Origin of the sequence: Brevundimonas bacteroides DSM 4726 (assembly GCF_000701445.1) — a bacterium.
GTDB classification, from domain to species: Bacteria; Pseudomonadota; Alphaproteobacteria; order Caulobacterales; family Caulobacteraceae; genus Brevundimonas; species Brevundimonas bacteroides.
On sequence record NZ_KL370782.1, the window covers coordinates 41202 to 61037 of the forward strand.

Consider the following 19836-nt stretch of genomic DNA (forward strand, 5'->3'; position numbering starts at 1 on the left):
CGTATTCTGGGATTGAAGGGATCGCCGCAGCCTCAGGCGCGGCGGGTTCGATCGGACGCCTTACCGGGCGCCCGGGATACGCTTGTTCACGCTGGCGACGGCCTTCGACCAGCTGGCCTTGGCCTTCGACTGGTCGTTCAGTTTCGGCGCGGGTCCGCCCAGGCCGTCGCCCTGGCTTTCCTTACGCTCCAGGAACGACGCGGTCGGATCCGCGCCTTCGGAAGCGCCGCCGGCCGGGGCGACCTTGAGGAGCGCGATCGCGTCCTCGGCCGAATGCGCGGTCGAGAACGCCAGGTGCTGCGCCATGGCCTCGCGGCCGCGCGCTTCGTCGCTGGACAGGATCGCCTGGACCCGCGCATTCGCGGCGGCGACCGCCTTCGTCCGTTCGTCCGTGCGGATTTCGTCTTCGTTCAAGTCAGCCAAGGGGGGCTCCTGTGTGTCTGGCTGGGCGGCAGGAGCCGCCGGGGGGGTTGAGGCGACGGGCGTCGCCGGCGAAGCCCCGGCGGTTGCCGGTGCTGGGCCTGCAGCCGAGGTGGCCGCAGGCTTGATCGATTGGGGAGGCTTCCAGCCTTTGGCGTTGGCCAGGGCGACGATCCGCTCGGGCGCGCGGCCATACAGGCTGTAAGCGAAGGCCGTCGGCTCGGCGGCGTTGTCGTTGGCGGTCGCCAGCCGATCCGCGAACCCCTGATCGACGGCTTCCTGCGCCGTCAGCCAGGTTTCGGCCCTCATGAGCGCGCGCATGGCGTCCGGCTCGCCGCCCGTCTTTTCCGCGTAGGTCGCGGCGTAGGACGTGGCGAGACTTTCGAGCATGCGGATCGCCAGCTCATGATCCGACGACGTGCCCCAGGTGATGGTGGCGGGGTCATGGATCATGAACACGGATCCGAGCGCCATCTCGACGACGTCGCCGGCGCAGGCGATCAGAGAGGCGGCCGAAGCCGCGATCCCCTCGACGATGACCGTCACCCGGCCCTTGTGCGACGTCAGGGCCGCATGAATCGCCGCGCCTTCCGTTGCGATACCGCCGCCCGAGTTCAGGCGAACGACGACGTCTGTTCCCCGGCCGAGCTGGGCCAGCGCTGCGATGACCTGGCCCGACGTGAAGCCGTCGCCCCAGAAGTCGTCGCCGACCATGCCGGACAGGATGATCTCCCCGTCCTGGATTTGAACCGCCATGGTTCCTCCGATGAAAAAGGCGACCCGGGAGGGCTGCCTTGCAAGGATTGAGAGAGCGCTACGCCCCCGGGCCGCGCGGATTGAATCCGGCCCGAACCGCGTATCGAGCCCGGCGACCCTGGCGACGTTCGCAAGCCGCCTTGAGCTTCTGGATCTCGCGATCGAGCAGCTGCAGGTTTGCGCGCCCGAGTTCGACTTCGCGTTCCCGGAAGCGGACCCTCACTTCCGTCTCGCCGGCCAGGAGCTTGAAATAAGCCTCCTGCAGGCGAGGCCAGACAAGGCAGGGATCCGTCAGGTCAAGGCCGTCGAGCAGGGCCATCGTCATCCTCCAGGATCTTCGCGGGGTCCGGCGTCGGGATCGAGCCCGGCGGCGGGGCGTAGGGATCCGGGAGCCCCAGCCGTTCGGCCCGGGCCCGGTCCTGGGCGCGCTGTTGCTGCTCGGCGTCGGCGTCGAGGCCGACTTCGCCTGCGGCCGTCGAAGCCGACATGATCCCCAGATCCTTGACCAGGACCTTGAGGGCCATTGCCGTTTTCAGTTCGTCCGGAGACGGCTTGGCCGGGCCTCGCCAAGTCGCCCGGGAGGCAGCCGCGCGTTGCCTGAGGAAGCGGCTGTAACCGCCCGGGAAAGGCGTCAGCCCCCTTGCGATCCGCTCCTCTAGCCAGGCCTCGAACACCGCCTGCAGGAACGGCCGGGGGATGACCCGGCGACGCCTGACGACGACCGGCCAGTCGGACGCGATCCCCATCTTGATCGAGGAGAACGTCGCCCCCTGATAGTCGCCGGTGTACTTTTCGTACGACGTGCCGATGCAGCGCGCGATCTCGCGGTTCAGGTTCTGCGAGAACGGCAGATAGTTTCCGCCAGGCGTCTGCGCAGTCGTGAACTTGAGCTGATCGCCCGGGAACATGGTCGCGATCCGCCCATGCGTCCCCAGATCGATCCCGGAAGCCCCGTACCATTCCGCCCGGGAGGCCATGAGGGCGGCCATGCCTCCGGGGCCGGTCGGATCCGCCTGACCGCCGGAACCGGCCCCGAAGTCGCCCTCTGTCAGGAGGCCCTCAAGCGCTTCGGCCGGAAGCTGGGCGCTTTCGAAGGTGGCGGCGAAGATGGTCTGCAGAAGCGCCGTCGTCAGTGTGGCGTCGGCCAGTTGGTCGTACTGCCGCGTGACCTTGAGGGCGGGCGCGAACGGCGAGATCCCGCGCGTGGCGTCCGGATCGCCGTCGAAAACGTGAACGACCAGGGGGCGGCCGTCCAGGTCGCGCGCTGCGACGTCAAGATCCTGATCATAGCCGCCGACCTTCGTCCGGAAGCGATAGCCGATCGGCTGGCCGTCTCCGTCGAGGAATACGCCTTGATGAAGATCCTGCAGGTCGGACGATTGCTGCGACAGCCGGATCGGCGAGATCAGCTGAACCTTCGTCAGCATCGTCGCGCCGGGACGTTCCCGAAGCAGGATGCGGCCGACGCCCTCCCCGAAGGGCATGTACCAGCGGACCATGGCGTCAGCCATCGTCGCGAGGGTGGCCTTGCCGCGGGCGTCGCATTCCTGCGGACTGTTCGCGAAGGCGACGAACTCGCGCTCGACGTCCTCGGACCAGCTGTGCGCGAAGTCCTCGGACCAACGCAGGGCGCGATGATCCGGAGCGACGTTGATCGTCAGGCCTTCGGGCCCGTTGATGTCGGCGATCATCTGCTCGATCGCGCCGGTGATCCAGCCGCTGTTATGCGCGGCGTCGATCGCGCGGGCGGAAACGCCGGTCCAGGCCTCGCGGACGTCGTCGCGAGCCTGACGCAGGGCGGGCCGCCAGCCGCCGAGGACGTTCGCGCTGTCCGGCCGCATGTAGCGGGCGGTCGGGCGCCGGTCCTGGCGGGCCTGGCTTTCCTTGCTACTGAACAGGCGCTGCAGGCCGCTGAGCATGACTTACCTCCTGTTCAGGCGGGCTGCGATCTCGGCCAGGGTCGGCCGGGGCTTGCGGGCGGCGGCGGTGCGAACCGGGTTCGTATCCGGACGATCCGGCTGGGCGGGGCCAGGCCCCGGATCCGTCGGATTGTCGAGAACCGTCGCCGGCTGGTTCATGAGATCTTCCAGGTCGAGCTGGAGATCCTCGGGCGGGGTTTCGCGCTCCTCCTCCAGTCGCGACCAGGTCGCGTCGGGAAGGGTGCGGATCCCCAGACGGATCGCGGCGGCCTCGGCCTGCAGGTGCGTGTCGAGGCCTTCGTTCGCCTGGGCCGCGTCCTTGACCCATTGGTACACGGTGAAGCCCTGACGATTGCGCTTAGGCTTCCGACGCTCGGACGTCAGCTGGCGGAAGTAATCGTCCTCCAAACCCTCGGGCAGGCCGACATAACCCCGCTCCAGCGGATCCGCCTTCGCGAGATTGCGATACAGCGCCATCTTCAGGACGGACGTCGCGAAGTTATAGAACCGACGCGAGTATCGAAGCAGCTTGCCCTGGCGGTTGCGTTCCCGCTTCACCCTGGCGAACAGCGGAGCGGTTTCAGCGCCGACGCCGCGGACCATGATCACGCGTGTCGCCGGGTGCCGCTTGGCCCAGCTCCAGACGTCCTCGGTCCAGGCGTTGCCGTCGATCGCGGCCAGGTCGATCCCGATCCGCCGACCGACGAAGTTCGGCCAGCGCTGCTGCAGGAGATCGTCCAGCTTGGCGCGGCATTCTTCGTCGCTGATATGCTTCGGGATCACGCCGTAAGCGATCACCCAACGGCGAAGGTCACGGCCCCAGCCGACCAACTGCCATTCGACGCGGTCGTCCTGACAGTCGATCCCGAGCGTGATCAGGAGCGCGCCCGACGGGATCTGGCCCACCTTGTAAGAGCTTTCGGCCGCTCGATCGCGCAGCGTTTCCCAGGCGACCGCTTCGCCGGCCGCCTCATAGGCCAGCCCGCAGGTGTCGTTCAGGAAGGTCTGCTCGGCCGCCGGATCACCCTTGGCCGCCAGCCATTCCTGGGCGATCCGCGCGAACGACTGCAGGACGCTGTAAGCCGACCAGATCCAGAAGCTGCGATGATGCGCCTTCGCCTTAGCGTTTCGGGCCGTCCAGCGCAGGCGTTTCTTGATCTCGGCGCGGTGATGCTCCCGGATCTCGCATCCGCACTCGACGCAGGTGAAATGCGGGTCCTCGGGGTCCGCCTCGATCGTCGCCCGCATGTTCTCCCATTCCAGAACCTGGAATGCGTCGCAGTGGGGACAGGGAACTTCGGGGACTTCCTGCGATCCAGCTATGAAAGAGCGGGTGATCCGACAGCCCGGCAGGACAAGCGGCGTCGAGATCTTGAGGATCTTCGCGAACTCGAATGCGCGTGACCGGCTGTCGGCCTGGCGCTCCGGATCGCCGGCGGTGTTCATCTCCCATTTCGCCAGATCGTCCTGGACCTGGCGACGCATGCTGACTTGCGACAGCGAGGCGGGCGAGTTCGCGCCCGAGATCTGGATCGAGCCTCGCCCGTCCGCCCGTTCCTTGAACATGACGGAGTCGGCGCTGTCGCGGGACCGCTCTGGGAACAGCCGCGCCAGAGCGGCCGTACCGCGCAGCATCGGCTTGAGTTTCAGCCTGGACCAGCGCCGCCCGTTGTCGTCGGTCGGATGCGTGTACAGGAAGTCGCAGGGATCCATATGGAGCGATCCCAGCGTGAAGATGTTCGCCAGGATCGTTCCGCCCAGCTGGGCGGACTTGGACAGCGTCACAACGCGGCAAGGATCGTCCGGACTGGCGGCCCGCAGGATCTCGTCGAACTCGGGAAAAAGCTCCGGATTGTACGGCCCTGGGATCGGGCTTTCCCGATCACTGAACTTGATGTTGTCGATCGCCCAGGCGCGATAATCGACAGGCGGCGGCGGCTCCAGAACTTCGGCGACAGCCTCGGCGACCATGCGTTCCGGGTTCATGAGGTGGATCGACATTCGTCAGCCCTCCTCGCCCTGCGTCGCCTCCTCGGCCAGGTCCGCAGATCCGTCGTCAATTATCAGGAGCGGAAGCTCCTCGGCCTTCTGCCTGGCGGCGGCGGCGGCCCTCGACCTGAGGGCGCGGAACTCCTGTCGCAGGACGTGCGCGAGATCCCGCTGCGGGATCTCGAAATGCGTCGCCAGCGCCTGCGCCAGATCGGCGACCGCGCCGTCGAACACGTTGAGCATGCTCTGAGCAACGCCAAGGAGGGCGACCCTTGAATGATCAGCCCGGACGTACACGCCGCGGCGCGCGAGATCGTCCTCCAGCGCTTGCCGCTCCCGCCGCTCGGCGTCGTTCAGCTTGAGCTGTTTCAGGCGGTCCGCGACCGGATCCGAAGGCCCGGGCGAGGGCTGCGTCGGCGACGGTTGGCGCAAGCCGTCCTCGGCCCCGGCCAGCCGCGGCGCGTCGTCTGCGACGCGGTCAGTCAGCTGGGCGTCGGCGACCAATGACAACGCGCCGTCCAGGCGCGTTGTCAGGCCGTTTCCGAGGCGCTGGCCCAGATCTGTCCGCTCGCGCAGCTGGGCGCGCGCCGTCTCGATCCGGATTTTTGCGCTGCGCCCCTCGCCGACCAGGGCCTCGGGCCCGATCTTACCTTCCGCGATCATTTGCGAAACGCGGCCGGGCGAGACGCCGATCAGCTCGGCGAACTGGCCTTTGGTTACGATCGGATCCGCGACAGGCTGGGCCAGGAGGACGGCTTCGGCGGTCATGCGAAGCCCTCCTCTTTAGCCGGGGCTTTAGCTGTTTAGGCTCTGATTTTAGACTGCAACTGGCCAAGACCCGGACCGCAGCGGCGCCGCATACAAAACCGCCCCAGGGAGGACCCGCGATAGGGGGGGTGGTCGGCGCGGTCTAGGGAGAGCATGCGGGGCGGGGGGCAGACCCCGCTCTGCGGTTTCATTGCGCGCCCTTTAGCGACGCGCTCACCCGCGAAGATCAGCTGACGACCAGGCTCGCGCCGCGATACTCGCGCGCAGATCCTGGCCGTCAGCGCTCAGCTCCCCCGAAGGGACGGGGAGCGAGGCTGTCAGCCGAGCCGGGACAGCTCCCGGTCCAGCTCATGCGAAATGTCATCTCCCAGCCGGGCGTTCGCCGTGTCGAACACGTCGACGATCCGATCCTCGACCAGCTCTTTCGGGAGGGCCGGGCCCCATACCGTTTTGATCGGGAGCCTGGCGGCGCTAGTGCGGACGAACACGTTCCCCCGCATCCCGCCCTTCGTCAGGTCGACGCGGTCCGGCCAGCGGCCGCCGCGCATGAACGCCCCTTCGAAGCGCTGGAACCGGCCCCAGACCTTGGCCCGGACGCCGAACTTGAACTCGGCCCGTGTAAAGAACCGAAGCGGCAAGGCCGAGCCCGTCGCCATGATCGTGTACTTGAGCTTCCCCGATCCGCTTTCGTCGCCTCCCCAGGCGCGCTGCGCGACGACCTGGCTGCGAACGACCGCCATAGGCGCGGACGTCGACCGGACCAGCTCGCGCCGGACCTTCGTCAGCGTCGGATTGCCTGCGCGGTTCAGCGCCCGAGCCATGACCTTGCGGGCGCGCCCCTCGCCCAGAGCGCCCAGGCCGTTCGCGAAGCGAGCGAGAACCTGGTCGTTTTCCCTCAGCCGGACTTCCATTGGGATCGCTCCTGGAACCGGAGCGGCGCGCAGCGGTTAACCACGCGCCGCCGTCGGTGACACGACTTCGACCCTTTGGAGAAGGGGTGGGCGTTCTGGACCACTAGGCCCAATCATCGTCCGGAGTAGCGGACACGAAAAACCCGCCTCGGGATCCCCGGGCGGGCTCTGTCGCTTTTTCTGGCGATGACTGAATAGGGCCTCGATTCGGCCCCCTCCTCAAGTCCGATTTGAGCGTCCTGTTTAGGTCGCTGCGGATCTCTTTAGCCCCGCGTGAACCGGCTTCGACAGCACGTCGAGCGCGGCCTCGGCCGCCCGGATCAGGGCCTTCGTGTCAGCCTCCCGGGCATTGCCGCTCCCGCCGAGCGACCGGATCGTCCGCCCCTCGCCCGCGACCGCGCGCAGGACCCGCAGCTCGCGCGGACCCTTGCCGGCGACGGCCAGTTCGATCTGGCGCAGGCGGGCGAGGACATAGGCCCGCTGCAGCTCGGCCGCTGATCGTGCGGCCAGGCCCGAGGCGAACCGGCGGCTAGGCGAAACTCCGAGCGGGTTCAGGTTGGCGACCCGCAGATCGGCCGCCGCCATTTCGAACGCGATCCGATAGCTGCGCAGGGCGCTGTATTGGCTGGTCGACAGCTTCCCCGTCTCGAACAGGGTCGCGAGGCCGTCGCGGCTGGAGATCCGGATCGGCTTGTACACTTCGCCGCCGTCGACGCGCCCCTCCAGATCGGCCGCCGCGACCTTGCCGAGCTGCTCGCCGCGCTGCTCGGCCATGGTCGCCGTCTCGACGACCGCCCGCTCGGACCATGCGGCCTCCAGCTGTTCACGACGCAGGCGATCCGCCTCGGCCGAGCGCTCCCGGACCAGGCCGAGCGCTTCCCAGGTCGCCGTGCGAGCCCGGTTCGCATCGTCCAGCATCTGGGCCGGGATCTCCTCGCCCTGCTTGCGCAGCTGGGCGATCGCCGCGCTCAGTCGCTTGGCTTCGACGCGGGCGGCGCGCAGGCGGACGGTCGCCTCCTCGACGCTCGCCAGCGCCTTGCGGACCGGCTTCGACAGCTCCGGGGCGGCAACGTCCCGGTTCGCCTGAACGACCTTGCGGCGAGCCTGTCCGGCCTGGCGACGCCGGGCCTCGCGCTGGGCCCGGGCGACGGCCGTCGCCGCCAGCTCGACGCCGGCGACGTGCATCTCGCCGCTGACGCCCAGCTCGCGCTGAACATGGGCGACGATCGCCTCGGCGACGGCGCGGCGGCCGATCCCGGCGAGGCGGGCCGCGCTGTTCAGAGCCGCGACCTGGGCCCCGGACAGGATCGAGGGAAGCGGCTGGACGAAGGCGACCCCGCCGATCGACAGCACCTGGAACGCGCCCTTGGCGCTGGTCCCCAGGTTTTGGAAAGAGTTTTTATCTTGATTGATCATTTCTCAGATCCCGAAGGGAAAGGCAGAGCCGAAGGCAGGGAAGCAGGGGACGGACGGACGGACAGCACACAGGACAGGCGTGTCTCGCATGGGCGCAGCGGGCACATAGCGGCTAAGGCGGGAGGATCGTCCGTATCGTCCGTTCCGTCCGTTTCCCCAGCCAGATCAGGGGCTTGAGGGACGGACGATCCGGCGGCGACGGACGATCGATCGTCCGTTTTCGCGGCTCGGGCCGCCGCCTCCCCTTGCCGGGCGCGGCGGCATCGTCCGTTCGTCCGTTATCGTCCGTCATCGCCCGCCCCAATCAGTGGGGTCGTCCGAGAAGGTGTCCGCCGGGGCATGATCGCCCTCGATTCCGTCGCCGACGCCATCGGAAGCAGCATCGGTCCCCAGGCCCGACGATCGGGCGCGGTGCGCGGCCTCGGCCGCGTTCGCCTCGGCGGCGCGCTCCTCCAGGGTCTTGAGCCGGATCGGTCCGCGATACTTGAGCCCGGCGGCGTTCTTTCCCGCCACGCCGACCTGACGATCGCGCAGGGCGTCGCCGAAGGCCTTCGTACTCATGACGCGGTCGTTTCCGTTCTCCTCGCTCCAGTCCTGGAACGACTTGTACAGGACGCCTGACAGCTCCCGATCGCTCGGCTGACACGCGTCGCCGGTCAGACAGCATTCGGCCAGCCAGTCGCCGAACGGGCTCGACGCCCGGCGGTAATCCTCAAGCACCTGGTCGAGGCTGGCGGGCGGCTGCAGGCTCCCGGCGCGAAGCCAGTCGCCGACGCCCTCGATCAGCCAGTTCAGGATCCCGGCCTTCTCCTCGGCGAGCTTCTGCGGGAGCAGGCGATCGATCTGGTCCTTGGGAACCTGTCGCCGGAACAGCACCGGCCGGATCCGGCGCCAGATCCCATCGTCATCGCCCCGCGCGACCATGAAGCTGTTCATTTCAAAAAACAGCTTGGCCTTCGGTCGGAAGTTTATCGGCTTGGAATGCAGATCCCGCGCCGAGATCGGCGAGCCCGACGTCCAGGCCTTGAGCAGGCCTTCGTTCATCTTCGACCCGCGCTTCGGTTCGGACAGAACCGCGAGCCGCGTATCGCCGGACAGGGCGATCAGATCCGGCGCTGCGTCCGAGCCCGAGCGGATCCCGCCCTCAAGGAACGTGTCGGGCGAGGCGGCCAGGCCATAGGTCCCAACCGCCTCGCGACAGGCGTCCAGGATCGTCGACTTGCCGTCGCGGCCCCGGCCCTGGAACATGAAAAACACCTGCTCATGCGCGCAGCCCGTCGAGCCGTATCCGAGGCATTGATGCGCGTATCGGCGCTCGGCCGCGTCCGGAAGCGAGTCGGCGACGACCCTTAGGAACTGCGGCGCGGTCGCCTTGGGATCGAATGCGGTCCCGCAGACGCGCGTGATCCGGTCGGCTGGATCATGGGGGAGCAGCTCGACGTCGAACGCCCCCTCGGCGTCCGGCTCGGCCGGGGCGGTCCATTTCAGTTTGAGGGTCCCGTTCAGGACGTTCAGGGCGAACGGATCGGCGTCGAACGCCCCGATCTCGACCGTCAGATACGACTGCGCCTGGCGCAGCATGGCCGACGTCTTTCCGGCCGATCCGGCGTCGTTCGCGAACTTGTAGAAGTCCTTGGCCGGGACGTCGCTCGTAAGGTGCGAGAACAGGGACGGGAGCTGGTGCGCGACCTGGTGCGCGAGCTTGCGGGCCAGATCCTCGCCGAACTTCGTATCCCAATAGATCCCGTTGAAGCCGACCCAGCCGACGCCGAGCAGGTACAGCAGGGTCGAGTTCGTCGAGTCGACGACACCGCTGCGCGGGACCGCCCCGCCGGCGAGCAGGATCAGCCGCATGGCGTTTCCGATATCGTTCAAGGGGAAGGCGGCCAGGTCGCCCGGGCTCGGCCCGCCGCCGCCCTCGCGGACGCGGTCGCCAAACGCGGCCAGCTCGACAACATTGCTCGCGGCCATTTATGCGGCCCTCCCTTCACTGAAACCGGCCCCGGTCGAGGGCTTGAGGATGCGAACCGGGTTCGCACCGGCGCGCCGCCAGGCCTGATCGGCCAGCCCGCCGTAAAATCGCGCCGCGGCGTCGCCCTGCAGGACGAACCGCTCGGATCCGCCGAACGTCTGGCGGCCCTTGAACTCGGGCGATCGCAGATCCCCACGCACCGCCAGGAACACCGGCCGGACGCCTTCCAGGGTCCAGGGCGGATTGGCCGGATCCGCATGCGGCGCTCGCGGATCGATGCGCCCCCAGCGATCGCCCAGCGCCTCGCCGGCGAAGGTGCGCAGCGAGGGGGCGACGATCGCCGCCAGATCATGGCCGTTCGCCTGGGCGTTCTCGGCCAGCGTCCAGACGTCGACGAAGTCGATCCCGACCAGGAGCGACCCGTCCTCGGGAAGGTGTGTCAGCCAGCCGACGCGGCCGCGGGCTGGACCGACGAAGCGGGCGATGCGCGAGCCCTCCAGCGGGAGGATCGCCAGGGCGTCGGGAGCCTGGTTCCAGTTCAGGTCGTCCGGCGTCGAGATCAGCGGGATCAGAAGCGCCGGGCCCGTCAGATCCTCGCCGTACTCGCCGACCCCTACGGGCGCCGCCGCATGGGCGCGAAGCTGGGCCAGCGCTCCCGGGAGGCCGTCGGGATCCAGGCCGTGATGCGCGAACCATGAGCGGACGGCCCTGCAGTCGGCCGAGCGCGCGCCGTCCCAGAGCCGCCGGGCGGTCTGGATCTCGCCGTCCCAGAGCCGCCGGGCGGTCTGGATCTCGCCGGCGGCCTGCGCGGCCGTCTCGGCGGGCTTGGACGGCTCGCGCGGTCCCGCGCTTCGGAATGTCTCGGGCTCGGGCGCGGACTTGGGATGCGCAGCGCCCTTTTCCATGCCGCGCACGACGGCGCTTTCGACTTCCTTGCGCGTCCAGGCCCCCTTGGCGGCCGTCATCTGCAGCCCGGCGGCGATCAGTTCGTCGCGGGCCTGCGCATGCTCGATCTCGCCGCCGGCGACGTACGCCCCGATGAAGGCGGCGTATCCGAACAGGGTCGACTGTTGCTGGCCCGGCTGGGCCTGGGCGACGGTCCTGCAGGCGGTCCGCAGCGTCGCGGCCCCGAACCTGGACGTCCCGCCGATCGCCCGGAACTCGCGAGGCCTGACGGGCTCGGACGACGCCGCCGGCGCGGGCGGACAGACCAGCTGCAGAAGCCAGTCCGGGGCGTTCGCAAAGGCGCGATCGCGCGGCGATCGGCCCTCGGACCAGGCATAGACGCGGCCGGACGGATGGATCGACGGCGGGAGGACGATGTATCCGCCGGTCCCCCGGACGTCGATTCCGCGCCCGATCTTCCCCGCCGAGTTCCGCACGTCGAAGCGCGGATCCCAGGCGAAGCAGAGATGACGGCCCTTGCCCGTGCCCTGCTCGACGGTTTCGGGCAGATCGCCATGCACGGCGATCAGGGCGGCGAGATCCTCCTCGGCCTCGGGCCCGTCGAGATCCAGAACCCAGAAGCCCGAGATCTCGCCCGTCGCGCAGGCCACGTTGCAGGACGGGTTCGCCCAGATCCGCGCAGGAAGGCGCTCGCCCTCGAACTTCGGATCCCGGATCGGAAGGTCCGCCCGTCCGGCCCAGCGGTCGGCCGCGACGTCGGCGTCGGCCGAGGCGGCCAGGAGGCCGGTCGAGAACGGAAGCGGCTTTTTCTCACGCTCGCGCAGCGGAAAGACTGCGATTCCGAGGCGCGCGTACGCCTGGGCGGCCGCTGCGAAACGCGGGCCGGTCAGGGGGCGGATCTCGGCGCTCATGCGGCGCGCTCCCGCTCGGCGACCGTCAGGCCGTCGAGGTTGCCCCATTGAGCAGCCATGGCGTCCGCGATCCCCTGGAACGTCTTAGATCGGAAGGCCCAGCGGTTCGGCCCGGGCGGCGCGCGATGGATCGCGGACCATGCCTTGTGTTCGGCCGTCCCGGCCTTGGGCGGCGTCAGCCTGTTCGTCGGGACAAGCGGCGGGAGGCCGCGCAGGTAGAGTCCGGTCCCCTTGAAGGCCTTCTCGCCAAACCACCACGGCTGAACCGTCTGGCTGGCTGGTTCGAAGTTCGCGATCCGCGCCTTGGCGTGACGGTGCATGACCGGGTTCTCGACCGCGATGCGCGGGATCTTCGCGTTCCAGCATGCCGAGAACAGCGCGGCCCCTTCGTCGAGCAGCCGCCACATGATCGTCAGCTGCTCGGCCTCGCTCATGCCCGGCCAGCGTCGCTGTTCGTCCTCCGTCGCCATGTTCGGCGCATTCTTCGGAGGCCGGTTCAGCCAGCGGACGCCCGAGTTACAGAGCCGGGTGCAAGGCGGGTGCATCACCGCGAGCAGGTCCCAGCCGTCGCCCAGGACGTCGCGGATATCGCCGATGATATGGCGGTTCGACCGATCCTCGGCGGGAAGCAGATCGCAGGACCAGACGTCGTGTCCGAGCGCGGCGAACGCGTTGCGGACCACGCCCGAGGTTTCGCATCCGATCAGGATTTTCATGCAGCGGCCCTCACGGCTGCGAACTGCAGATCGCTCGGCCGCGTCAGCCGGGCCTTCGCGCCCGGGGCGATATCGATGACGTAGGGATGCGGAGGCCGGACCCGGGGGCCGACGCCGGGTTTCAGCCAGAGGAACCAGGCATAGGCGGCCGCCGACGCCTGATCGGGATCCCAGCACCCCATGACCAGGGGGAGGCGCTCAGAGAACGGCGCGACCGCGTGATACCGACATTCGCCGTAAAGCAGCGCGTGGCGTTCCTGGCCCTCCAGGAAGGCCAGCCGGACCAGCATCGCGACGCCTCGACGCGCCCGTCGATACGCCAGCCGGACGAAGTCCTCGCAATGGTCGAACGGCGGATTGGTGACGATCCAGTCGGCGACGAACGGGGCCTGATCGTCGGGATCCCGGACGAAGTCGAAGATCCGATGACGGCCGTACTGGACGAAGTCGGACAGATAGACGGCGTCGAAATAGTCCTGCAGGCCGTGCGCCATCATGCCGGGCCCGCAGGCGCATTCCCAGGCCGTGCGCGCGCGCGGATCCAGCTTGCGGATCAGCTCACCGCCGACCCGGCCTCCCCAAGGGGCCGTGGGGAACAGATTCACGGCGTCGCGAGCCGGGTTGACGTGCGCCATGGTGGCGCTCAGGCCGCGCGGTTTCATACGAAGGGCTTTCCGCCCGACGGAGACTTCCCGGCCTTGGCCGCCTTGTTCCGCTCGCGGATGATCCAGTCGCGAGCGGTCGCCTCGGCCCGCAGCCGATACGCGTCCGGCTCGACGCCGGGCCGGTGCGAATGTCCGAGCGACAGCCGGATCTTGACCGGAAGGGCCGCCCAATGCGTCGCGCAGGCCCAGCCGAACCGCGAGGCGACGTTGCCGCAGCCCGGCCATTTGCAGTCGCTGCTCATGCGGAAACCCCGAGGGTCGGCGTTAGCGGTCTGACTTTCCGGAAGGGTGACGCGGCCTGACGCTGCATCACCACACCGCAAACGTCCTCGACGATCCTTGAGAGATCGACATTCCAGCTGAGCAGCGCGCTCCCGTGGGAGGCGGCTTCCTGGCGACCGTTGTCGCGCATCACGCCGAAGCGCAGCCGTGCGTCGATAAACAGGACGCTGTCGCAGCTGCGCAGCGCGAGCTGAAAGACCTTCGATTCGGTATGGGCCGGGATAAGCAGAACGACCCGCGTCCGCGTCCCGGCCTCGACGCACCGCTCGACCCAACGCTTGCGGGCCTCGCCATAAGGGGGGTTCACAAAGATCGACGGCGCATCCCAAGGAAGCGACGCGCCATCTTGCGGGAGGCAGTAGAACCGATCCGCTCCGGTCGGATTATCCGGGTCTGTGCAGGGATCTAGGCCGATCCCGCCCAGCAAGCGGCGGACCGGCTCCAGCACATAGGCCGGCGTGGCGAGCGCTTGGCGAGGGTGATCGTCGGATCTCCGTCGTTTCGCGTTGTCGAACCGATGCGACGCGCTCATGCGGCCCGCTCCCCGGCGCGCGTTGCGATCCCGGGCCGCATGCGGGTATCCGCGCCGAGCAGGGCCGCATGCCAGTTCGCCAGCCCCGCCGCCGTTGAAATGCAGTGATGCAGCGCCTTGGCCCGGTCGCCGGCCAGAGCGGCGGCCAGCGCCTTCCCGGCCAGATAGCCGATCAGGCAGAACCAGTCGGACGGCTGCTTTCCGGCGTCTTGTTCGGACGGCCAGCGCTCGCGTTGATGCGCCGCCTCGCGGACGACACCGGACGCGAAGTCGACCAGCTCGGGCGCATTGAGGAGATCGACCAGGCGGGCGACTTCCGCCTCCAGTTCGGCGACGCCCTGGTCGAGGCCGAGGACGCAGGCGCCCGACTGGATCCCGAAACGCTCCTCCGTCAGGACGCAGGAGATCCGGCGGCGGCATTCGCGGCCGCTGTAGCTGTTCGCGACCGGATCGAACTCCCGCAGGTGCAGCACGTCGTCGACGGCGAAGTGACGATCGTTGAACCGGACTTCGAACGGTTTGCGGCCGCTTTCGACGTCGTCGAAGTACGCGGGCCAGATCTTGATCTCATGAACGACGCTCACGCCTCGCCCCCGCAGATCCGGCGGGCGACGCGGCCCAGCCTCCAGGCGAGGGGGCGGCGGCCGAGGCCGAGGACCCGGAAGCCCTCGATCACGGCCTCGGCCTGGTTCACCGCGTCCTGCAGGGCGTTGTGATGGATCCCCTTGGCGCGGTTCGGCGCGATGCGCGCGGCCGCATAGATCGTCCGGGTGCAACGCGTGTTCCAGAACGACCAGGGCGCTCGGCGTCCCGCCATGCGATAGGCCGCGCCGAGCAGGGTTTCGTCGAAGTTCGGACCATGGGCCCAGAACTCGGCCCCGCCGACCATGCGCCAGAAGGCGTCGAAACGATCGAGTGCGACCGTCAGATCGACACGGTCCGGATCCGTCAGCACGGCCTGGGCCTCGGCGCTCTGGCGCGACCACCAGCTGCGCGTGGCGGGATCCTCCCGCAGGCCCAGCCGCAGGCATGAAGCGAGATCGATCGGTACGTACAGCTGCGCGCCAAGCGTCCCCTCGACGGGGTCGAACACGGTCGCGCCCAGCGACACGATCGCCGAGCCGGGCGTCGTTCCCATGGTTTCCAGATCGACCATGACATGCGAGCGCCGGGCCAGACGGGGACGCCGAGCCTCGATCTGGCGAAGTTCGGATCCGATCTGGGCCAGCCGGGTCTGCGCATGGGCGACGACGGCTTCGCGGCGGGCGAGCGCATACAGTCCGTCGGCCCTCGGCCGAAGCACGATGCGGCCTCGCGACAGACCCTCGCGCAGGCTGGCGTCCAGCGTCGGGAGCAGCGAAACGAACTCGCCGTCGCGCAGGCCGTACAGCCGGGCGAGGCGACGAACGCCGACATAGCAGTCCTGGCCATCGGTACGGCTGCGGATCCAGCCGGGCTCAAGAGCGAAGCGGGCCTCAAGCATGGGCCGCGCTCCCGGCGGCGCGCCATTGATACTCGGCGAACCGGGGCGCGTCGGCGGGCATGGCCTCGACCGCGATCCGGGTCTGCGGGTCGAGACGGCGCTCGCCGATCCAGACCAGGACGCGGCGGTCGTCGGACAGCTGAACGTGCGAGGCATGGCCCCCGCCCCAGGCCTGAAAACTGCGCAGGACCATGGCCTCGCCCGGCCGGATCGGCCGGTCGGCGACTGGCGCGGGATCCTTGGGCGCGGTGAAGCGCTCCTCGCCGTCGGCCAGCGCTTGAGCGAGGCCCCGGACGCCTTGCGCCGCCCGGGCCGCCGCGTCGTTCAGTTCGGCCAGGCGCTTCTGGACCCGGGCCAGTCGCCATCCCATCGTCTGGGCGATCGACGGCTCGGACATTCGGGCCGCCTGCATGGCGAGCAGGGATTGATCGTCGATTTTACTCACTGAGACGCCCCTTGCGTTCGATGATTTTGCGGGAGCGGGTCCCCGACGGACCCGCGAGGGTTCGGCCGTCCGACGGTTCAGCCGTCGATATCGGCCCTGACGCGCCGCTCGGGCGGATCGGGATCGGCAGTACGGGCGGCGCTCGACGTCAGCGCCTCGACCTGGCCGATCATGCCGAGCAGCTCGGGCAGGAGATCCCGGCGCTTGCGGACTGTCCCGTCGACGAAGGCGCGCGACAGACGGACCAGACGAACGCAGGGGTTCGACGGCGAAAGGACGCCGATCACGACGGAGAGGCGGGCCGCTTTCTCAGCCTTGGCCAGCGCAGCCGCAGCCTGGTCGGGAGCCTCAGCCGCCTTGCGGGCCTCCCGGGCCAGGCGACGCCACGGCGCAGGATCGACCACGGCCGGGACGGTCACTGGACGGCCTCAAGGACTGGAGCGAAGTCCGACCATGCAATCGGATTTTCAGTTTCCGCCGTCGCCTCGATCAGAAGGCGCTTGCGATTATCATTGATTCCCCGGCCGTCCTTGAGCGCGGCTCGCCAGCGATACACCGTCTCCAGCGCCAGACCCGGTTGTTTTTCCGCGCATTTTTCGTGAACGACCTTCACCGTCAGGGCGTCGATCTTTTCGATAGCAATCATTTCACCGGTCGCTTAGTTTGCAGATTATGCAAAACACGGCTGAACTGATTTGCAGAGAGCGTCAATCGCCACGTTTTGCGACTTCTGCAAAATTCCGGCGCATGAGCCCTCGCGCCGTTACAGTCCTGTCGCCCGAAGCCCGCGAGCTTTCGGAGCTGGTTTCCCGCTCAGGCCGGAACCAGAAAGAAACCGCCGACTATCTGACGCGTCGTCTCGGACGTGACGTCACGAACGTTCACGTCTCCCGCTGGGTAAACGGCGGGGTCAAGGTTCCTGTGGACGTTATGGACGCGATGCGGGAGCTGGCGGCCCAGCCCGCAGAATCTCCGCCGGTCGTCAGCGCTATGACCGATTCTGACGCAGTGGTCCCGCTATTTGGCTACGCCAATGCGGCGGGAGCGGTGCTTAGGTTGAATGAGGATCAGCGTGTCGGGGTCGTCCCCATCCACCCCGCCCAGCGGGGATCCCGGTCCGCGTTCGCGTTCATCGTGTTCGGGGAAAGCCTTTCGCCGCGCCTGTCGCACGGCGAGATCGCCTATGCCGTTCGCGGCCGCATGCCCGCCCGGGGACAGCCCTTCCTCCTGGAGCTGAAAAACGGCGACGTCCTGGTCAAGATCTTCGACACGATGGACGACCGGACGCTGTTCGGACGACAGCTGGAGCCGAAGAAAGATCTGTCCTGGCCCCTGCGCGAAGTCGAGGCCATTCACGCCGTCGTCGGCGTGTCGTTCGGCAGTCAGTGAGGCGAGTTTGCGCCGGGAGGATCTTGACCACCTGATCCGGTCCGGCTGGGGCCGGTTCACCGCGGGGCTTTTGGCCATGCTTTCCCTTGCATGGATGGTCGGTGCCAAGTTCACCGGCGTGATCGATTGGGAATCGACGATCGCATTTGTGGGTGCCGTGCTGGCTTGGGCCTACAGCTGCATTCCCAATGACCCGCCGCGCGAGGCGGCGACTGCGTCGCCTGCGCCAGCGCCCGGCCGTCGCGGCGCAGCCGCCGTTCCGGAACCGCCGCCCGAGAAACCGCTTGTTCCTGACGCGCCCGTCGCTGACGTCGCCCGCTATCTGCGGGAGGAAGCAGGGTTCGCCAGCGCCAGCGACGACCAGATCGGCCGGACGATCGTCGATGTCCTGGCGAACCCGGGGCTCAAGGTGAAGGGCTGGGTCAGGGACAGCGAACACAGCGCCCTCGTGGCGCGGTCGATCTCTTTCTGGAGCGAGGCCCGGCTCGACGTCCGCACGTCCCTGGCATTTGAGCCGATGCTCTATGGCGAACCGCTTCCGAACTACGATCCACACCTGAACTGGAACCAGGTGCGCGCCGTCTGGCCGAAGAAGCCCTAACCCTGCCCCTGTATCAGCAGGCGCCCGCCTTCTCGGCCCCGTAACGCGCCTGCTCGGGCGTGTACCTGTCGCCCGCGCTGGACGACAGCTGGTCGATCAGGCCGGCGCAGGAGAAGCCGCTCATGCTCAGGTACTGCGCGGCGGATCTCGCGGCGTTCTCGTTCCAGTCGGCGTCGAGGCTGTCGACCGCGACCGTCGCGTCCTCGACGCTGTAGCGGTCGCCATAGTCGGACGACAGCTGGGCGATCAGGCCGGCGCGCGAGAAGCCCGTCATGCTCAGGTACTGCTCGGCGGATCGGACCGCGTTGCGCTGAGGTCCCGTCAGGCGAGGGCCTTCGGGCTCGGGAGGGCTGGCCGCTTCGGCCGGGCCTGACGCGCTGGTCGCTTCCGTTGAAGGCCCCTCTGCGCCGCACGACGCGAGCATCGCCGCTCCGGCAAGCACGGCCGCCGCAATCAGTCCCGGACGCGTCATGGTTTCCCCCTTTGCGATAGCGTTCCCTTGGGCGTACCCGTAACGCGCGCGCCTCGGATGGCAAGTCGGAAGGCTCTCCCTTGCGCCCCGGTCGGTCCGCGCGGACTGCAAACCGCGTGAAACTGAGCGGTAACAGGATTGCGTAAACTGCAAATCTTGGATTGACACTTTCTGCAAACTGACGCTTGTCTGCGTCCGACGCGAGCATTTCGCGGGTCGGAGACAACGTGATGTTTAATCAAGCGAGCGACCCCCTCGCTGCAGGCGACGCCGGCGGCCGGACGACTTCCCATCCCCTCGATAGACGGGCCGGAGCGCTGATCCGCCGGCGGCGGACTGAACTCGGACTGACGCAGACCGATCTCGCCCAGCTCTGCGGCGTGACGTTCCAGCAGATCCAGAAGTATGAGCGCGGCGCGAACCGCGTGTCGTACTCGCGCCTGGTCCAGATCGCCCGCGCCCTGCAGGTGCGGCCGGGCTGGTTTTTCGAAGGCCTCGACGGCGAGGACCAGGACGAAGGCCCGGACGCCGCGACGACGCTCATGGGATCCCGCGAGGGGCGAACGATCGTCCAGGTGCTCCCCCGCCTCGACGCGGCCCAGCGCCGTCTGGTCGCCGATCTCGCCGCCAATCTGGCCGGCCAGTCCCCGGTGGCGGCATGACGGCCGCCCCGATCGACGCCGAAGCCGTTGTCGGCGATTGGGATCCCCGGACCGGAACCTTCGCGATCTCGGCCGAGCAGGCCGCAGCGACTGCCAGCCAGCGGCTCGCGCGGATCCGCGAGCGTCAGCGGCTGCAGCGCAGCGCGGCCGACGCCGCCGTCGCTGCCGGGATCGTCCAGATCATTCCCGCGCGCAGGAGCTGGCGGTCGCGCCTGTCGCGCTGGCTGGCCCGCCGATCATGAGCGCGATGGCCGCCCGCTATGCGAACCCGGTTCGCATGCCCGAGCCCGAAGCACGTCGGGAGGACGATCGCAGGGAAGCCTTCGCCTGGATCACCCCCTTCGCCCTTCTGGGCGATCGTCCGATCTCGATCCTCATGTTCGGCAAGGGGCCCGACGCAGCCGTCCGCAGCCTCCTGCGGACCCTCCGGATCCCCGCCCGGGATCTGCAGGCGCGCGCCCAGATGATCGGCGACGTGGCGATCCTGCGGCGCATGCCGCCGGACGTCGCCCGCGAATACGGCCCCGACACGATCCAGCCGGTCGCCTTCGTCGACGGCTTTTCACAACACGATATCGCCGAGTCCCTGAGCTGGATCAGCCGGGAACAGGGCGCCTGAGG

24 protein-coding genes are annotated in these 19836 nt (G+C 68.6%); 5 read left to right on the plus strand and 19 right to left on the minus strand.

The features are described from left to right. Window positions 1-60 precede the first annotated feature (60 nt). The 18 genes from Q333_RS0114950 to Q333_RS0115035 all read right to left on the minus strand — a co-directional run bounded on the left by Q333_RS0114950 (window position 61) and on the right by Q333_RS0115035 (window position 16737). Entirely contained in the window at window positions 61-1176 is a 1116-nt protein-coding gene (locus Q333_RS0114950) for a head maturation protease, ClpP-related (protein WP_029418052.1), read from the minus strand. Window positions 1177-1234: 58 nt separating this feature from the next. Then, window positions 1235-1495: a gpW family head-tail joining protein gene (locus Q333_RS0114955; RefSeq protein WP_029418053.1), complete on the minus strand. Its 261-nt coding sequence runs from the start codon at window positions 1493-1495 to the stop codon at window positions 1235-1237. Beyond that, window positions 1473-3095 carry a phage portal protein gene (locus Q333_RS0114960; RefSeq protein WP_051651370.1) on the minus strand — a complete coding sequence of 541 codons (1623 nt, stop codon included), beginning with the start codon at window positions 3093-3095 and terminating at the stop codon, window positions 1473-1475. The genes Q333_RS0114955 and Q333_RS0114960 overlap by 23 nt, the downstream gene beginning before the upstream one ends. A gap of 3 nt (window positions 3096-3098) precedes the next feature. Beyond that, the gene (locus Q333_RS0114965) at window positions 3099-5096 is read right to left on the minus strand and encodes a phage terminase large subunit family protein (protein ID WP_051651371.1); all 1998 of its coding nucleotides are present in this window, start codon (window positions 5094-5096) and stop codon (window positions 3099-3101) included. A gap of 3 nt (window positions 5097-5099) precedes the next feature. Then, a complete protein-coding gene (locus tag Q333_RS0114970) occupies window positions 5100-5852 on the minus strand; it encodes a hypothetical protein (RefSeq protein ID WP_051651372.1) in 753 nt (250 codons plus the stop codon). A 317-nt stretch (window positions 5853-6169) separates the two neighbouring features. After that, complete coding sequence (locus Q333_RS0114975) at window positions 6170-6763, minus strand: hypothetical protein (RefSeq protein ID WP_029418057.1); 594 nt, start codon at window positions 6761-6763, stop codon at window positions 6170-6172. A gap of 243 nt (window positions 6764-7006) precedes the next feature. Then, window positions 7007-8179, minus strand: a complete 1173-nt coding sequence (locus Q333_RS0114980; protein WP_029418058.1) for a hypothetical protein — start codon at window positions 8177-8179, stop codon at window positions 7007-7009. A gap of 288 nt (window positions 8180-8467) precedes the next feature. Continuing rightward, window positions 8468-10150 carry a DNA primase family protein gene (locus Q333_RS0114985; protein WP_029418059.1) on the minus strand — a complete coding sequence of 561 codons (1683 nt, stop codon included), beginning with the start codon at window positions 10148-10150 and terminating at the stop codon, window positions 8468-8470. Beyond that, window positions 10151-11968, minus strand: a complete 1818-nt coding sequence (locus tag Q333_RS17130) for a bifunctional DNA primase/polymerase (protein WP_051651373.1) — start codon at window positions 11966-11968, stop codon at window positions 10151-10153. Then, window positions 11965-12684, minus strand: a complete 720-nt coding sequence (locus Q333_RS0114995; protein WP_029418061.1) for a hypothetical protein — start codon at window positions 12682-12684, stop codon at window positions 11965-11967. Before Q333_RS0114995 ends, Q333_RS17130 begins: the two co-directional genes overlap by 4 nt. Next, entirely contained in the window at window positions 12681-13319 is a 639-nt protein-coding gene (locus Q333_RS0115000) for a hypothetical protein (protein ID WP_245591559.1), read from the minus strand. Before Q333_RS0115000 ends, Q333_RS0114995 begins: the two co-directional genes overlap by 4 nt. 23 nt (window positions 13320-13342) lie before the next feature. Further along, window positions 13343-13591 (minus strand): hypothetical protein, encoded by a 249-nt coding sequence (locus Q333_RS0115005; RefSeq protein ID WP_029418063.1) that lies wholly within the window; start codon window positions 13589-13591, stop codon window positions 13343-13345. Next, a complete protein-coding gene (locus tag Q333_RS17745; RefSeq protein WP_035294554.1) occupies window positions 13588-14163 on the minus strand; it encodes a DNA N-6-adenine-methyltransferase in 576 nt (191 codons plus the stop codon). Before Q333_RS17745 ends, Q333_RS0115005 begins: the two co-directional genes overlap by 4 nt. Next, window positions 14160-14747 (minus strand): ASCH/PUA domain-containing protein, encoded by a 588-nt coding sequence (locus Q333_RS17135; protein WP_051651374.1) that lies wholly within the window; start codon window positions 14745-14747, stop codon window positions 14160-14162. Before Q333_RS17135 ends, Q333_RS17745 begins: the two co-directional genes overlap by 4 nt. Further along, window positions 14744-15646, minus strand: coding sequence for a 3'-5' exonuclease (locus Q333_RS17140; protein ID WP_051651375.1), 903 nt, complete (start codon window positions 15644-15646; stop codon window positions 14744-14746). Before Q333_RS17140 ends, Q333_RS17135 begins: the two co-directional genes overlap by 4 nt. Beyond that, entirely contained in the window at window positions 15639-16091 is a 453-nt protein-coding gene (locus Q333_RS17750; protein WP_162175593.1) for a hypothetical protein, read from the minus strand. The genes Q333_RS17140 and Q333_RS17750 overlap by 8 nt, the downstream gene beginning before the upstream one ends. Before the next feature lie 77 nt (window positions 16092-16168). Continuing rightward, window positions 16169-16510, minus strand: coding sequence for a hypothetical protein (locus Q333_RS0115030; RefSeq protein ID WP_029418068.1), 342 nt, complete (start codon window positions 16508-16510; stop codon window positions 16169-16171). Continuing rightward, window positions 16507-16737 carry a hypothetical protein gene (locus tag Q333_RS0115035; RefSeq protein WP_029418069.1) on the minus strand — a complete coding sequence of 77 codons (231 nt, stop codon included), beginning with the start codon at window positions 16735-16737 and terminating at the stop codon, window positions 16507-16509. Before Q333_RS0115035 ends, Q333_RS0115030 begins: the two co-directional genes overlap by 4 nt. A gap of 26 nt (window positions 16738-16763) precedes the next feature. Here Q333_RS0115035 and Q333_RS0115040 point away from each other — a divergent pair, with 26 nt between their 5' ends. Continuing rightward, the gene (locus tag Q333_RS0115040) at window positions 16764-17480 is read left to right on the plus strand and encodes a hypothetical protein (RefSeq protein WP_157072481.1); all 717 of its coding nucleotides are present in this window, start codon (window positions 16764-16766) and stop codon (window positions 17478-17480) included. A gap of 7 nt (window positions 17481-17487) precedes the next feature. Then, a complete protein-coding gene (locus Q333_RS0115045) occupies window positions 17488-18081 on the plus strand; it encodes a hypothetical protein (RefSeq protein ID WP_029418071.1) in 594 nt (197 codons plus the stop codon). 13 nt (window positions 18082-18094) lie between these two features. Here Q333_RS0115045 and Q333_RS0115050 read toward each other — a convergent pair whose 3' ends face one another. Next, window positions 18095-18553: an Ltp family lipoprotein gene (locus Q333_RS0115050; RefSeq protein WP_084176189.1), complete on the minus strand. Its 459-nt coding sequence runs from the start codon at window positions 18551-18553 to the stop codon at window positions 18095-18097. A gap of 230 nt (window positions 18554-18783) precedes the next feature. Here Q333_RS0115050 and Q333_RS0115055 point away from each other — a divergent pair, with 230 nt between their 5' ends. The 3 genes from Q333_RS0115055 to Q333_RS0115065 are packed head-to-tail and all read left to right on the plus strand — an operon-like array spanning window position 18784 to window position 19834. Further along, window positions 18784-19215 carry a helix-turn-helix domain-containing protein gene (locus Q333_RS0115055; protein WP_051651376.1) on the plus strand — a complete coding sequence of 144 codons (432 nt, stop codon included), beginning with the start codon at window positions 18784-18786 and terminating at the stop codon, window positions 19213-19215. After that, a complete protein-coding gene (locus Q333_RS0115060) occupies window positions 19212-19457 on the plus strand; it encodes a hypothetical protein (RefSeq protein WP_029418074.1) in 246 nt (81 codons plus the stop codon). Before Q333_RS0115055 ends, Q333_RS0115060 begins: the two co-directional genes overlap by 4 nt. Next, window positions 19454-19834 (plus strand): hypothetical protein, encoded by a 381-nt coding sequence (locus Q333_RS0115065; RefSeq protein WP_157072482.1) that lies wholly within the window; start codon window positions 19454-19456, stop codon window positions 19832-19834. The genes Q333_RS0115060 and Q333_RS0115065 overlap by 4 nt, the downstream gene beginning before the upstream one ends. The last annotated feature ends 2 nt before the right edge of the window (window positions 19835-19836 follow it).

Excerpts from the sequence above, each read along its gene's own strand:
- Q333_RS0114950 (WP_029418052.1), bottom strand. The coding sequence starts at position 1,176 with ATGGCGGTTCAAATCCAGGACGGGGAGATCATCCTGTCCGGCATGGTC.
- Q333_RS0114955 (WP_029418053.1), bottom strand. The coding sequence starts at position 1,495 with ATGGCCCTGCTCGACGGCCTTGACCTGACGGATCCCTGCCTTGTCTGG.
- Q333_RS0114960 (WP_051651370.1), bottom strand. The coding sequence starts at position 3,095 with ATGCTCAGCGGCCTGCAGCGCCTGTTCAGTAGCAAGGAAAGCCAGGCC.
- Q333_RS0114965 (WP_051651371.1), bottom strand. The coding sequence starts at position 5,096 with ATGTCGATCCACCTCATGAACCCGGAACGCATGGTCGCCGAGGCTGTC.
- Q333_RS0114970 (WP_051651372.1), bottom strand. The coding sequence starts at position 5,852 with ATGACCGCCGAAGCCGTCCTCCTGGCCCAGCCTGTCGCGGATCCGATC.
- Q333_RS0114975 (WP_029418057.1), bottom strand. The coding sequence starts at position 6,763 with ATGGAAGTCCGGCTGAGGGAAAACGACCAGGTTCTCGCTCGCTTCGCG.
- Q333_RS0114980 (WP_029418058.1), bottom strand. The coding sequence starts at position 8,179 with ATGATCAATCAAGATAAAAACTCTTTCCAAAACCTGGGGACCAGCGCC.
- Q333_RS0114985 (WP_029418059.1), bottom strand. The coding sequence starts at position 10,150 with ATGGCCGCGAGCAATGTTGTCGAGCTGGCCGCGTTTGGCGACCGCGTC.
- Q333_RS17130 (WP_051651373.1), bottom strand. The coding sequence starts at position 11,968 with ATGAGCGCCGAGATCCGCCCCCTGACCGGCCCGCGTTTCGCAGCGGCC.
- Q333_RS0114995 (WP_029418061.1), bottom strand. The coding sequence starts at position 12,684 with ATGAAAATCCTGATCGGATGCGAAACCTCGGGCGTGGTCCGCAACGCG.
- Q333_RS0115000 (WP_245591559.1), bottom strand. The coding sequence starts at position 13,319 with ATGGCGCACGTCAACCCGGCTCGCGACGCCGTGAATCTGTTCCCCACG.
- Q333_RS0115005 (WP_029418063.1), bottom strand. The coding sequence starts at position 13,591 with ATGAGCAGCGACTGCAAATGGCCGGGCTGCGGCAACGTCGCCTCGCGG.
- Q333_RS17745 (WP_035294554.1), bottom strand. The coding sequence starts at position 14,163 with ATGAGCGCGTCGCATCGGTTCGACAACGCGAAACGACGGAGATCCGAC.
- Q333_RS17140 (WP_051651375.1), bottom strand. The coding sequence starts at position 15,646 with ATGCTTGAGGCCCGCTTCGCTCTTGAGCCCGGCTGGATCCGCAGCCGT.
- Q333_RS0115035 (WP_029418069.1), bottom strand. The coding sequence starts at position 16,737 with ATGATTGCTATCGAAAAGATCGACGCCCTGACGGTGAAGGTCGTTCAC.
- Q333_RS0115040 (WP_157072481.1), top strand. The coding sequence starts at position 16,764 with ATGCAAAACACGGCTGAACTGATTTGCAGAGAGCGTCAATCGCCACGT.
- Q333_RS0115050 (WP_084176189.1), bottom strand. The coding sequence starts at position 18,553 with ATGACGCGTCCGGGACTGATTGCGGCGGCCGTGCTTGCCGGAGCGGCG.
- Q333_RS0115055 (WP_051651376.1), top strand. The coding sequence starts at position 18,784 with ATGTTTAATCAAGCGAGCGACCCCCTCGCTGCAGGCGACGCCGGCGGC.
- Q333_RS0115060 (WP_029418074.1), top strand. The coding sequence starts at position 19,212 with ATGACGGCCGCCCCGATCGACGCCGAAGCCGTTGTCGGCGATTGGGAT.
- Q333_RS0115065 (WP_157072482.1), top strand. The coding sequence starts at position 19,454 with ATGAGCGCGATGGCCGCCCGCTATGCGAACCCGGTTCGCATGCCCGAG.